The sequence below is a fragment of the Pedobacter cryoconitis genome, assembly GCF_014200605.1.
Lineage (GTDB): Bacteria > Bacteroidota > Bacteroidia > Sphingobacteriales > Sphingobacteriaceae > Pedobacter > Pedobacter cryoconitis_B.
The window spans coordinates 21,158-33,581 of the sequence record NZ_JACHCE010000006.1; the positions used below are offsets into that span (position 1 = coordinate 21,158).

General features: G+C 38.2%; 11 protein-coding genes. 4 read left to right on the plus strand and 7 right to left on the minus strand.

Annotated features, from left to right (window positions below; translation table 11 throughout):
• Window positions 1-17 precede the first annotated feature (17 nt).
• A complete protein-coding gene (locus HDE68_RS17720) occupies window positions 18-2,405 on the minus strand; it encodes an outer membrane beta-barrel family protein (protein ID WP_183883565.1) in 2,388 nt (795 codons plus the stop codon).
• Between the two features lie 123 nt (window positions 2,406-2,528).
• On the opposite strand from HDE68_RS17720, the gene HDE68_RS17725 reads away from it, so the two are divergent.
• Together HDE68_RS17725 and HDE68_RS17730 are read left to right on the plus strand one after the other, a co-directional pair.
• Window positions 2,529-3,980 (plus strand): sensor histidine kinase, encoded by a 1,452-nt coding sequence (locus HDE68_RS17725; protein ID WP_183883566.1) that lies wholly within the window; start codon window positions 2,529-2,531, stop codon window positions 3,978-3,980.
• Complete coding sequence (locus HDE68_RS17730; RefSeq protein ID WP_183883567.1) at window positions 3,977-4,669, plus strand: response regulator transcription factor; 693 nt, start codon at window positions 3,977-3,979, stop codon at window positions 4,667-4,669. Before HDE68_RS17725 ends, HDE68_RS17730 begins: the two co-directional genes overlap by 4 nt.
• Window positions 4,670-4,678: 9 nt before the next feature.
• Here the strand turns inward: HDE68_RS17730 and HDE68_RS17735 are convergent, their stop codons facing one another.
• The 4 genes from HDE68_RS17735 to HDE68_RS17750 all read right to left on the minus strand — a co-directional run bounded on the left by HDE68_RS17735 (window position 4,679) and on the right by HDE68_RS17750 (window position 8,683).
• On the minus strand, window positions 4,679-5,302 hold the full coding sequence (locus HDE68_RS17735; RefSeq protein WP_183883568.1) for a carbonic anhydrase family protein: 624 nt from the start codon (window positions 5,300-5,302) through the stop codon (window positions 4,679-4,681).
• 54 nt (window positions 5,303-5,356) lie between these two features.
• Complete coding sequence (locus tag HDE68_RS17740) at window positions 5,357-6,232, minus strand: glycosyl hydrolase (protein ID WP_183883569.1); 876 nt, start codon at window positions 6,230-6,232, stop codon at window positions 5,357-5,359.
• Window positions 6,233-6,241: 9 nt separating this feature from the next.
• Window positions 6,242-7,687, minus strand: a complete 1,446-nt coding sequence (locus HDE68_RS17745; protein ID WP_183883570.1) for an adenosine deaminase — start codon at window positions 7,685-7,687, stop codon at window positions 6,242-6,244.
• Between the two features lie 90 nt (window positions 7,688-7,777).
• Entirely contained in the window at window positions 7,778-8,683 is a 906-nt protein-coding gene (locus HDE68_RS17750) for an aldo/keto reductase (protein WP_183883571.1), read from the minus strand.
• Between the two features lie 171 nt (window positions 8,684-8,854).
• Here HDE68_RS17750 and mug point away from each other — a divergent pair, with 171 nt between their 5' ends.
• Entirely contained in the window at window positions 8,855-9,355 is a 501-nt protein-coding gene (gene mug / locus HDE68_RS17755) for a G/U mismatch-specific DNA glycosylase (protein ID WP_183883572.1), read from the plus strand.
• Here mug and HDE68_RS17760 read toward each other — a convergent pair.
• Together HDE68_RS17760 and HDE68_RS17765 are read right to left on the minus strand one after the other, a co-directional pair.
• Window positions 9,342-9,968, minus strand: a complete 627-nt coding sequence (locus HDE68_RS17760) for a class I SAM-dependent methyltransferase (protein WP_183883573.1) — start codon at window positions 9,966-9,968, stop codon at window positions 9,342-9,344. The two genes, mug and HDE68_RS17760, sit on opposite strands and share 14 nt — an antisense overlap.
• 107 nt (window positions 9,969-10,075) lie before the next feature.
• Window positions 10,076-10,951, minus strand: coding sequence for an AraC family transcriptional regulator (locus tag HDE68_RS17765; RefSeq protein ID WP_183883574.1), 876 nt, complete (start codon window positions 10,949-10,951; stop codon window positions 10,076-10,078).
• Window positions 10,952-11,158: 207 nt separating this feature from the next.
• Here HDE68_RS17765 and HDE68_RS17770 point away from each other — a divergent pair, with 207 nt between their 5' ends.
• Window positions 11,159-12,406, plus strand: a complete 1,248-nt coding sequence (locus tag HDE68_RS17770) for a hypothetical protein (RefSeq protein WP_183883575.1) — start codon at window positions 11,159-11,161, stop codon at window positions 12,404-12,406.
• The last annotated feature ends 18 nt before the right edge of the window (window positions 12,407-12,424 follow it).

The following is a 12,424-nucleotide window of genomic DNA, read 5'->3' on the forward strand; positions in this document are numbered from 1 at the left end:
AATGACATCAAATTGCACTAATTTGCTCTTTTCCTCTCCTCTTCACTCGCAGTAGTCCTTTGACGTGCTGCAGTTACATTTTTACCTAGTTTATAAGAAAAACTTACCGTAAATGTGCGCGTGTCATTTTTCTGATAAATACCGTTATTCTGGCCTTCATTATGAATTGAAATCCGGTATGGGTTACTGTAAAGCAAATCTGCAGCACTAAATTTAATAGTCCCCTGTTTATTGAATACCTGTTTACTGATACCTGTACTTAAATCATAAGTTTTAGCAATCCGCAATGTCCCTTGTTCTACTGCACTATTATACCAGGCACTTAACTCGGCTTTCAACCCGCTGTTTTTATCAATTGTAAAAGCATGATCAGTTCTCAGATAAAAATAAAACTGGCGGTTATTATAAGTATTTCCTGGTTGATCTGAATTTTGAGTCCTCAAATATCCCTGTGCCGTATTATTAATTTCCCACCACGATGCAGGATGGTGAATTGAAGAAAGTTCCGTACCGAGATCTTTGATACTGCCAATATTTTGCTGCGTATCATAAAAAGTCTTGTTTACATTATCCTGAACAGTCACATTACTTGCAAGGTCATTAATTTGAGTATACACCCCAGAGAAAGTATAATTCTGGTGTAAAGTATAACTCAACTGAAAGCTATTGATAATAGCAGGTCTCAGGAATGGATTGCCACTCCAGTAATTATATGGACTTGAATAACTTTTTGCAGGGTTTAACTGTCTGTAATCCGGGCGGAATATCCTTTTTGAATAGTTAAAACCAAACTCGCTGTTTTCTGAAGCTTTATAAGTCACAAATGCAGTAGGAAATATCCGCAGATACTTGTTGACGTTGATAGAATCCAGAGAAAGAGATAATCCTTTGGTTGTTGTATACTCTGCACGTAAACCTCCTTTAAAATTCCACTTACCAAAAGCCCCTGTTATACTCGTATAACCCGCAGCTGTATTTTCAGTATATTTGAACTGGTCACTTTTAGAAGGGTCCAATACGGGAACAGCCCCTGCATTATTGTAAAAATCAAACTGATTTTCACTCACAGTACTTGTATATTTGAGACCAGATTCCATCGACCATATTTTACCGGGTTTATACTCATAATCTATCTTTCCAGACCATATATTTATCTTTTGAGTAGCCGGAAAAGAGGTATGATAAGGAGCAGAACCTAAACTTCCATCTGGCAGATAAGTCAGGTTATTCAGCAGCTGGGTATTATTTCTGGTATAAGGAGAATAATCCATATCCACATTCAAACTTTTGCCAGAACTATCCAGTTTAGCTTTATAGTTCAGGTTAAAACTGTACTGATTGGCATTTCCACCATTGGTACTATTGGTATGGAGTACAGAATCAGGGCTATTATGATAATTATTATAAATATTGGTTAGCGCGGTACTGCTACCAGTATTTACAGAATTATTACCGGTAACCAACACACCAACCACCTGGTTATCTGTTAGATTATAATCTGCACCAGCAGTATAATTATTTACTTTACTACCGGATATACTGATTTTGTTCATATCCCAGTACGCATAAGAAGATGGCGTCTGAAAAATAGTATACTGACTTAAATCGCGTTTAATATCTCTGTCACTATAACTATAAGTACCAAAAATATTCAGCTTATTTTTACGGTAATTAAATATTCCACTACCTGTATACCTGTTTAACTGGCCACGGGTGTAACCAGTATTTAAGCCCGCATTAAACCCATCTGATTTTATTTTTTTAGAAATAATATCGATCACTGCACCACCCTGTGCCTCATATTTGGAAGATGGATTAGGCATTACCTCTATTTTTGAAATATTATCTGAAGGAATACTTTGCAGATAAGCAGCAAGGTCATCCCCGGATAATCTTACTGGTTTACCATCCAGATAAACCGTAACACCTTTATTATTGGCTGTAACCCCACCGTCATTCGTTGTCTTTACACCCGGTGCCTTATTTAAAGCATCCCATGCGGTTCCACCACTGGCTATAATGCTATTTTCTACATTAAAAACAACCCGGTCTATTTTTCGTTCAACTGTGGGTTTGGTATAAGTAATTGCAACTTCTTTCAGTTGCTTGCTATCGCTCAGCAGCATGATATTAAGGCTATCTTTTGGCAGATTAAAAGTACGTAAAGCAGGTTTATACCCCAGCAGTGAAACCGAAAGCTGATATGGGGATTGATTCAGACCGGTTAGTATAAACTTACCCAGATCAGCCAGCTGACTACTGATTACCTGGCCATTCTGCGAAATTGTTATCGTTGCTGCATCCAGCGGTTTACCTTGTTCATCATTGACTATTCCGCTTAATTTCTGCTGGGCAGAAAGCTGAAAAGGAAGGAACATCAGTAAAATATAAAGTATATTTTTCATGGTTATATAATTATACCACAAACCTACCCCAGCGCTTCCTAAACGGAAGTTAAGTTGAGTTAAATAGAGTTAAATCGTATCTTAACAGGACCGTAGCAGATAAATTATGAGGAACTTCACCCTATGAAATGGCTCAAAGCAAAATATACTTATATACTGATCGTACTTTCATTACTGTTGAGTGCCGGGCTTCAGGTCGTATGGCTGCAACAACTTTTTGATGCACAGCAGAAACAACTCAAAGATGAAATAGAACACCTGGTCAGCAGAACTGCACAGACCAATATGTATTACAGTCTCACTATATTTAAAGATCCGGGTAACCTTTTGCTGGCTAAACAACTCTTTCTTTCCCCGCAATGGGAGCAATTGCGTATGGCCTTTGACAACATGAAAATCCAGGGGATGCGTACGTCTACCAGTATCATTGTAGACAGTGACAGCACAGCAGTAGTGATGAGCTTAAACTTAAAAGACAGCATTCCAAAAAATCGCAAAAGGCCTGTAGTAACCAGTACAGGAAGAACTCCGGCAGAACTGAGATTAATTGATAGTCTGTCTCTGGTAGAAATGAAAAAAAACGTGAACACTGGTTTAAAAAAAATTGGGATCAGCTCCAAAGCTTATTATAACATCTATTCCTACAACAAGACAAAAGTATTTCGGAGTGATGTCCCGCCAGGGTTTAAACCAGTATTTACCAGCCGGAGTTATCTCTACAATATCCAGGACATCTATAGATGCCAGTTGAGCCTGGCTTCTATCAATACTGTAGTATGGTATAGAATGCGATACTATTTAGCCTCTTCTATTCTCATGGTATTGCTTACCTGCACAGCTTTCTATTTTATAATAAGACTATTGCGAAGTCAGGAATTATATGCGGCGGCAAAAGCGGATTTTACCAGTAACATGACTCATGAACTTAAAACACCTATTGCAACTGTGCTGGTAGCCATGGAATCGATCAAGAAATACAACCTGATCAATAATCCTGAAACCCTGCAAAGCTACCTTGACATCAGTCAGCATGAAATGCGAAGACTAGATCTGATGGTTGAAAAAGCGTTGAATAGCAATAGTGAAAGTGAATCAGAACAGCCCCTTAACCTGGAACTATATGATGTACAATCCGGATTACAGCAAGTGATCAATTCTATGCAGCTGCAGTTACAAAACAGCAGTGCAAATATCCGGTTCAGTCTTTTAGAAGAACCTTGCTTTGTTTATGGCGACCCGGTTCATCTGACTAATATATTTTATAACCTGATTGATAATGCCTTTAAATATTCCGGAAAGGACCTTCTTTTAGAAATCAATTGTAAATATGACGCTGAAAAAGTAACGTTGAGTTTCAAAGATAACGGACCTGGTATTGACAAAATATATCATAAAAAGATCTTTGAAAGATTTTTCAGAGTTCCGGAACAGGGCAATATACATAACATCAAAGGGTCGGGTTTAGGACTTCATTATGTGAAACAAATCATCGAAAAACATAACGGGACAATCAAAGTTAAAAGCGAACCCGGACATGGAACCAGTTTTATCATTACCCTACCCTTAGCATCATGAGTTTTAAAGTATTATACGTAGAAGACGAACCTTTTTTATCACATATTGTTAGTGATGGACTAAAAAGCAGTGGTTATACAGTTCAGGTTATTGCAGATGGCGATCTGGTGATGGATGCCTACTTTTCTTTAAAACCTGACATCTGTATTCTGGATATCATGCTGCCATCTAAAGACGGCTATACACTTGCAAAAGAACTCAGAAAGGTCCAGGCCGATCTGCCTATCATCTTTTTAAGCGCAAAACTACTTCCCGAAGATGTAGTAAAAGGCTTTAAATCGGGTGGTAATGACTATCTCAAAAAGCCTTTCAGCATGGACGAATTACTGATACGGATGGAAGCCTTATTACAGCGCTTCGGAAAAGACACAATTGGTGAACCAGTTGAAAATAATAACATCTATTCCTTTGCAGGTTGCCGGCTGGATACCGTGCTGCAAAGACTAACTACTTCATCTGGTGAGCATGCGCTTTCTTTTAAAGAATGTGCTTTACTGGAGATGATGATCCTGCGCAAGAATGATGTTTTAGAGCGGCAGGAGGCACTAATCAAAATCTGGGGGGATGATAATTATTACAATACCAGAAGTATGGATGTATTTATGACACACCTAAGGAAATTACTAAAGGATGAACCCGGTATCCAGATCATGAACTTAAGAAGTATCGGGTACAAGTTAATCTGTTAAATCATTGTGCTATTCAAAAAAGTCTACTTTTCCATTGTCCACATCATAAACGGCCCCTATGATTTTAATATCCTTTTGCTGCTCCAAATCAGCTACAATCTGACTCTCATTTCTAATGCGTTCAATTGTTAATTGTACATTTAGTTTAGTGACATTATTTACAAATGAAGGATTTGACCCATTTCTGTCTTCCTTTGTAATTTGCTCACTTTCGATTGCCGGGATTATCTTGTTCAGTAAACCAGTAAGATTTCCCATTTTTACGTGATTACAAGCCCCAACGATAGCACCACATTTAGTATGGCCCAGCACAATGATTATTTTCGTACCAACCACCCTGGTGGCAAATTCCATACTGCCTAAAATATCCTCATTCAGAATGTTTCCTGCAATCCGGATGCTGAAGATATCACCAAGCCCCTGATCGAAAATCAACTCTGCAGAAGTACGGCTATCCATACAACTTAAAATAGTTGCAAAAGGGAACTGTCCGGCAGAAGTCTCATTGACCTGCTGTAAAAGGTTTCGGTTTGCTTTCAGATTATTCACGAATCTCTGGTTTCCTTCTTTTAAAATGTCAAGTGCCAGATCAGGTGTTAAACTACTTTGTGTTTCTTTTGAATGTGTACGCATAATGTTGTCAAAGATTATATCGGGTAAAATAAATATGGACTGATAGGAGCAAGATTATTTTTTGATAGCTGTATTAGGTTTATAAGATGAATACCATTTACCCAATGCTGTCAGATTGCCATTCGCGTCTACCAAAGCAGAAGACCACAGTCTGGCACTGGTTGGTGAGCCCGAAAACCAGCTGTAACGCTGTACATAATCCAGTGCTTCAAGTTTAGGCAATAACCTTTGCATAAAAGCCAGGACCATTTCTGGTGTATATGGGTTCTGGGCCATAGTATTCGCATCATTTGCCGCAGTAGCAAATTCAGTGATCCAGATTGGTTTTTTATACTTATCATGCAGATCCTGCAGGACTTTAACAAATGCTACATCGTCTGTACCTACATACATATGTACACAGATAAAATCAACACGTTTATTTTGTGCAATCGCCTGATCCAGAAAATCGTACATCCATTGTCTGGTTGGCCAGGCCGTTGCCGGACTGCCTAAAGGCAAGCCTATGGACTCTAGTTTAGGCCATGCAGCAAGGGCATCCTGTACAGACATATTTGACTGATCACCCAGATCAGGCTCGTTAAATCCCAGGATAAACTTTGCTTTTCCCTGTACACCAAGCTGTTTCGCATAAGCGATATTGGCATCACTGACATTTGATTTACCCCAGAACATAGGTACAAATTCACAATTTTGAGGGGCAGACTGTAACGGAAGATCTGTACCCCAGGTGTAATACCAGTGGCTTTGAAGATTAATAATATTCCCCCACCACGTACCGTTCTGGTTATTCACATTGAAATCAGCTCCTTTTTTACCACCAGCTACAACGACATTGTCCGGAGTATCCGGCGCTGAATTATTATTTTTACTACATCCCGCAGCCAATGTACAAAACAGAAGAAGTCCGATCTTTAATTGCTTTACCATGAAGCGAAATTAGTGATTATTTTTCTTCGTGTGCTGTGTATTGATAATGAGTTTTTCAAATGCTGTAAAATCACGGTCCAGCTTAACCAGTAATTTTTTCTTCACTGCTGGTTCCTTGATAAAAGAATAATTGATACTGTTATAAATGATTTTTTTAATATCATCATAAGTAAATTCCGGATACCTGCCGGCCAGCAAAACATATTGATCAGTCAGATTAGTTCTCAGCACCCCGGCATCGTCCGAACTGATGACGATAGGTACATTAAATTCATTATAAAGCGTTACCGGATGACGGTTACCCTTCACTTTCAAAATAAATTCGTTACTGAACAGGTTTATCTCTACAGCTATCCCCTTTTCTCTCATGTAGTTCATTAGCGCATAACTATTTGCTTCATAGGGCATATCTACCCCATGCCCGATACGCGAAGCACCTGCATCATAAACAGCCGAACTAATATGCCAGGTTAATTCTTCGGGCTTAACCAGCCCCAATGTAAGTTCGCCTGCATGCATGGTATATTTAACCGCTGGGTACTTTTTGTGACAATAGTTGAACATCTGCATATGCAACCAGTAGTCTCGCATGGCTACGTCATTATTTTCTGGAGAAAGGATGTTCACACCAACTATAAGCGGGTTTTTACTCGCGGCGTCAAAAGCCAGCAACAATCTTTTGAAAACTTCACTGGCTTCTAAAATTCTTACCGTATAGGTCTGGTAGCGCATCACAAATGAATCATCATCGATATGCAGGGAATTATGTAATTTGTTAATCGTGTTTACACTGAAGTTGTCTGCACAGGCAATGATGTTTTTTTTCATGAGCTGACCATAGAGTGTATCCAGCAGCGCCTGACAGTGCCGTTCATCTTTCTGCAGAAGAACGGTGTGAAATTTCGGATCAAACTGTAAACTCAGGTCATCTGTACGCTCACACTTCACAGAGGCAAGCATAGTTTCTATATAGCTGACATGCTCTTTGACTGCTCTGTTTTTTATTTCCAGTAGCCCAGAGTCTAAATCCTTCTCACTTGCAATATCAAAATTCTGGAAAGTCTCAAAGAATTGCTTGTCGGAAGGAATACTCACGTTATCATAGTCTTTAACAGACCACTTCTTTAAAAGTCTGAATTTATATTCACCCGATTGCCCATCTTTTTCCAGAGAACTGAATTTAGTCCAGTTTTTATCATTTGATGGTTTCTTTTCAGCTATTTCCAGTGTTTCCCGGTTTATGAAATAGTCTTTTTTAATAATATAATCAATGAAGCTTTCTGCATAAACGGAGCCGCTGTAATGATGGTGAAGATCGCCCCCCTTTGGCATCTGTGAAAAGAAGGCAGTAAGCTTTGCAGGGTTACTCCTGATTTTTTCCAGATAGTTACTTACCGATTGCGCATGGGCCTGAAATAAAAAAAAGACTAAAAATAATGTTAAACACTTTCTCATTCACATGGATTGTTAGCAGATAAAAACAGTTCGTATCAAATTATTTTCAAACATACTATAGATATTTCAAAAATCCTTTGATTTTCAAGTTCAATTACCTTTTGCAATGAATCCCGGTACACCAGTTTTTACCACTTCATTGAATCTCTTTCTGGTTTGAATCTGATTGATTTCATTAAAGGCGTCTTCCGGCAGGAAAGAAATATCAAAATTCTCCCTTGCGCGGTCCGCAGTTTTGGGGGTAGTCAGTAAAGCCGTTCCCCGTTGTAATGCCCAGGCTAAAAGCACCTGAGCGGGTGTCTTTCCAACTCGTGCGGCTATTGACAAAATAACCGGATCTTCAAGCGGTCCGGATTTTATTCCATGACCTAGTGGTGCAAAAGCCAAAAAAACAATACCTTTCTCTTTGCAGAATTCCAAAAGCTCTGTTTCTGGCAGATAAGGATGTGATTCGACCTGAACAACAGCTGGTTTGATTCTCGCCGATTCATAGATAGGCAACAATTCTTTCAGGCTGATGTCAGATAAACCGATAGCCCGGCATTTGCCACTATCTACCAGGCGCTCCATCGCGTTCCAGGTTTCAGATAAAGTCACCTCCCGGTCGTAAATTACATTGCCATCCTGATCTCTGGGGTCCTGCTCTTCTCCCGGCTGAAATGCAAATGGAGTGTGAATGAGATAAAGGTCCAGATAAGTTAGCCCTAATCTGTTCAGACTTGCGTCAAAAGCTGCTTCGACACGCTCGGGACGATGATTGGAATTCCATAATTTGGTGGTCACAAAGATGTCTTCACGGGTAAGGCCTTCAGCTGCAAGCCCAGCCTGTAAGGCCTCTCCTACCTCACGCTCGTTTCTATATCTTTCTGCACAATCAAAATGTCTGAATCCAGCTTTTAGTGCGTTTCTGGTAGCGTTTATTGTTGCAGCAGCATCGGGAATCAATGTTCCGAACCCAAGCGCGGGCATATTGATGGGATTATCTGTCGTTTTCATTTTTATGATATATTTTAATTTACATCACAAATTACGACAGGAAATTTCAGGTGATTAGGTGACCTGTATCACATTTTTTATCCTGACTCCATTTCTTTATCAATTCACCTCAAAACTCTATTACCTTTACAGTGTCAATCAAAGATTCACTTATAAAAATACCCCTCATCCATGTTAACTGATTTGATTAGCACAGACCTGAAAGTCATTTTTTGCGGGATCAATCCTGGCTTAAAATCAGCTTCAGACGGACATCATTTCTCCGGACGCAGCAATCGCTTCTGGAAAGTTTTACATCAGGCAGGCTTTACGCCTTCTCAAATTGAACCTGTAAATGAGACCACTATTCTGGATTTAGGTTATGGCCTGACTACAGCTGTAGCCAGGGCAACAGCGCGGGCTGACGAGCTTTCAAAAGATGAGTTTAATAATTCTATTGAAATATTTAAAACCAAAATAACCCATTTCAAACCTAGATATATTGCATTCCTGGGTAAAGCTGCCTATATGGCTTTTTCTGGAAAAAAGCAGGTTTCATGGGGCTATCAGCCCGACGATTTTTGCGGAGCGATAGTTTGGATCTTGCCTAACCCAAGTGGCTTAAACCGTGGATTTACACTGAATGACCTGATTAGCCATTATCGGGAATTATACCAGACTATGGAATCCTGATTCCGGCTTTTCGTCCCGCAAACCTGATTACAGAACCTCTTCCAATATGATACTTACCTTCATTTAAAAGAATTTCTTCTTCCTCCAGCATTAATACTTCATAATTTTTAAAGTCAGCCATTATTTCTGATTTGGAGTACAGCATATCTATCTCTCCCGGACCTCCAACTTTTGGATTAAGCTCAATATACTCCAGATGTTTTTTGCTAAAAGCTTCAAAAATAACCAGCCCACCTGGCTTAAGATATGTATGTAATTTGCTGTGAAATGCAGATTTATCTTCTGCTGAAAAATGTGCATATATCATTCCTATAGCATCAAATGCTTCCTTTTCGAACTGAATATTTTTTAAATCAACAACAATATAATCCAGAGTAACACTGTTTTCTTTGGCAAGCTGCAATGCTTTGGTGCGTCCTTGTACACTCAGATCAAATGAGGTAACCTTCCATCCAAGCCGCGCTGCGAATACCCCATTACGCCCTTCTCCATCGGCTGGCATCAATATAGATCCAGGTTCAGATTTTTCCAGCCACTCTTTAAAAAACACATTCGGATCTTTACCGTAAGCAAATTCCTGATTCTGATACCTTTCATCCCATTTCTGACTCATATTTAATAAGATTTAAATGATAATTAATTAAACTGTTATTGAGTTCAAAAATACCCTCCGCAGCAAAATCAGAATAGGACAAAAATGTAGTTTAACAGGATAATATCTCAATTATTTCTAAATGCCTCTGGTGAGTATCCAGTATGTTTTTTGAAAAACCTGATAAAATAAGATACATCTTCAAACCCCAAATGATATGCCAGCTGATTCACCTGATCAGATGTAGCAAGAATGTACCTTTTCGATTCCAGAATAACATATTCATTGATAAGCTGTGAACACGTTTTCCCAAGAGTAGTTTTAGTGATCGTGTTCAACTGATAATTGGACAGGTTTAACATCTCTGCATATTGAGATACCTGCTTATGACTAAGGATATGAGTTTCTAAAAGTTGCAGAAATTCATCAAGTCGTTCCTGCATATAAGGGCTGGATTCTTTAAAAGGAACCTTACTGTACTGCTGCTGCCGCACCATTTCGATAAAAAAAATATTCAGACCAGCTTTTATGACCTCCTGATATCCTTCCTGTTTACTCATATATTCCTGAAAAATATAATTTAACACAACTTGTATCTTTGATGTGCTATCCGCACTGAGCGGGTAACAATTCAGCTTACTTGCTTTACGTAATAACTGATTTGATAACTTATCACCAGAATTATAGAAATCAGGCACGAATTGTATCAGGTATCCGGTACTTTCTGCTTTGAGCAAGAGCGAATGTACCTGGCCAGGGCGCATAACAAAAACGGAATGGTCACAGATTGTATAAGAATTAAAGTCTATAATGTGATCACCTTTCCCTTTCTCTAAAAAAAGAATGTAAAAAAAATCATGTCTGTGAAGTTCCTGGAGCATATCGCCCTCAGCTAATAAACCGCCAATATCACGTATGCTGAAGTTGTCAGAAAAAACCGGTTCTTTCTGGGTTAAATTAACTTTCCGGGTTACATTAATCTGTCTTACTGGAACTTTCCCCATTCACACTTATTCATATTGATGGTTTAATTAAAAATACAGGCGAATTCAGCTTCATCCTATTCAACATGGCATAAATGTACTAAAAAGGACTATACAAAGATTGAAATGCCAGTATGCATAAACTACTGCTTAAAATATAATTTATAAAAATTTTGTAACCTATGACCCTTTTTACGCCAGGTATTAATAGGTAATTTCATCAGATATATGGAAAATGACAGCACGTTAGAAAAGATAATATTCGAAATTGAGCATACTGAATCTCAAACTATAGAGAAGAAATCTGAATATGAAACATTTGAACTATGGCGTGATCCGGTTTTACAATCAAACCTGTCAGGAAATATTGGAATACTCTTTATCAGGTCTATTCTAAAGAAATTGAATATCGATGAGCATCGCGTTTTTCAATGGAGGCTTGAGCACAAATACTGGCAATATCAGGTCTTAAATTACTATATTCCTGGCTGTATGGCTAAAACTATTAGTCTTTCTAAACTATTAAATGAACCTGATGGAGTCCAAAAAATTAAAGAAATATGTGAAGCTGGCTTTTTTATTAAGTCTGCCCTGGGGGATAGCTCCGGCCGGGATAATAATTTTGACAGAACATCAGAATTAAATGAGATTATCAATTTCTATCATAAAAAACATGATCATGATGAGGAATGGATTCTGCAGAAAAGATTAAACTTTAAAAAAGAATTCAGAATTCACACATTCCAGAAAGATCTGATACCTGGTCTTACTTCTATAACTGAAGGCCAGGATTTATCAGGTAGCTATCCTGCAGAAGAGTTTGTAAAAATGATTCTGAAAAAACTACCCAATGCCATTATGAATGGTACTTTAATGGGATGGGATATTGGTCTGACTGATAAAAATGAACATTATGTGATTGAAACCAATATCACAGGATTTCATCCAAAATCTAATCGTGGATTTCAAACAAGCGGATATTTTGGAGATCCTGATTATGGAACAATTATGTCTGCCTGGCTTAATAATTACTTTAGAAATAAGTACAACATTTCTATTGATTCTGTTGAGAATGACTTATCTCTAAGTGATAAGTTTTATACAGATTTTATATTTTATTCCTCAATTTTCAATGATGAACAGTTGCACATTCTCGATAAGGGAACAAAAGATATCAATAATTCAGCTATCATATACTTAGGGGATCATACCGATAGTCGTTTACTTATGGTAGTGAACTATATATGTCTGGCAAATTTCGCCAAAACATCTTACTTAATAGTAAGTGAGAAAAATTTCACAACAATAAGTGATATATTCAAATGGAACAAACTTATTAAAATTTTAGCAGAGCATACATTATTCACAGATGAACAGTACAAATTAATCAAACACCTGAGTTACGAAAGAAGGAAAAAAATCTGTCATTACCACACGCTTCGGCTAATTAAAGAGAATGACTGCTTTACCATATAGTATTTAACCGGAACCAGG

What these genes read in the sequence shown, in the direction of transcription:
- HDE68_RS17720 (WP_183883565.1), bottom strand. Translation starts at nt 2,405, where the DNA reads ATGAAAAATATACTTTATATTTTACTGATGTTCCTTCCTTTTCAGCTT.
- HDE68_RS17725 (WP_183883566.1), top strand. Translation starts at nt 2,529, where the DNA reads ATGAAATGGCTCAAAGCAAAATATACTTATATACTGATCGTACTTTCA.
- HDE68_RS17765 (WP_183883574.1), bottom strand. Translation starts at nt 10,951, where the DNA reads ATGGGGAAAGTTCCAGTAAGACAGATTAATGTAACCCGGAAAGTTAAT.
- HDE68_RS17740 (WP_183883569.1), bottom strand. Translation starts at nt 6,232, where the DNA reads ATGGTAAAGCAATTAAAGATCGGACTTCTTCTGTTTTGTACATTGGCT.
- HDE68_RS17730 (WP_183883567.1), top strand. Translation starts at nt 3,977, where the DNA reads ATGAGTTTTAAAGTATTATACGTAGAAGACGAACCTTTTTTATCACAT.
- mug (WP_183883572.1), top strand. Translation starts at nt 8,855, where the DNA reads ATGTTAACTGATTTGATTAGCACAGACCTGAAAGTCATTTTTTGCGGG.
- HDE68_RS17770 (WP_183883575.1), top strand. Translation starts at nt 11,159, where the DNA reads ATGGAAAATGACAGCACGTTAGAAAAGATAATATTCGAAATTGAGCAT.
- HDE68_RS17745 (WP_183883570.1), bottom strand. Translation starts at nt 7,687, where the DNA reads ATGAGAAAGTGTTTAACATTATTTTTAGTCTTTTTTTTATTTCAGGCC.
- HDE68_RS17750 (WP_183883571.1), bottom strand. Translation starts at nt 8,683, where the DNA reads ATGAAAACGACAGATAATCCCATCAATATGCCCGCGCTTGGGTTCGGA.
- HDE68_RS17735 (WP_183883568.1), bottom strand. Translation starts at nt 5,302, where the DNA reads ATGCGTACACATTCAAAAGAAACACAAAGTAGTTTAACACCTGATCTG.
- HDE68_RS17760 (WP_183883573.1), bottom strand. Translation starts at nt 9,968, where the DNA reads ATGAGTCAGAAATGGGATGAAAGGTATCAGAATCAGGAATTTGCTTAC.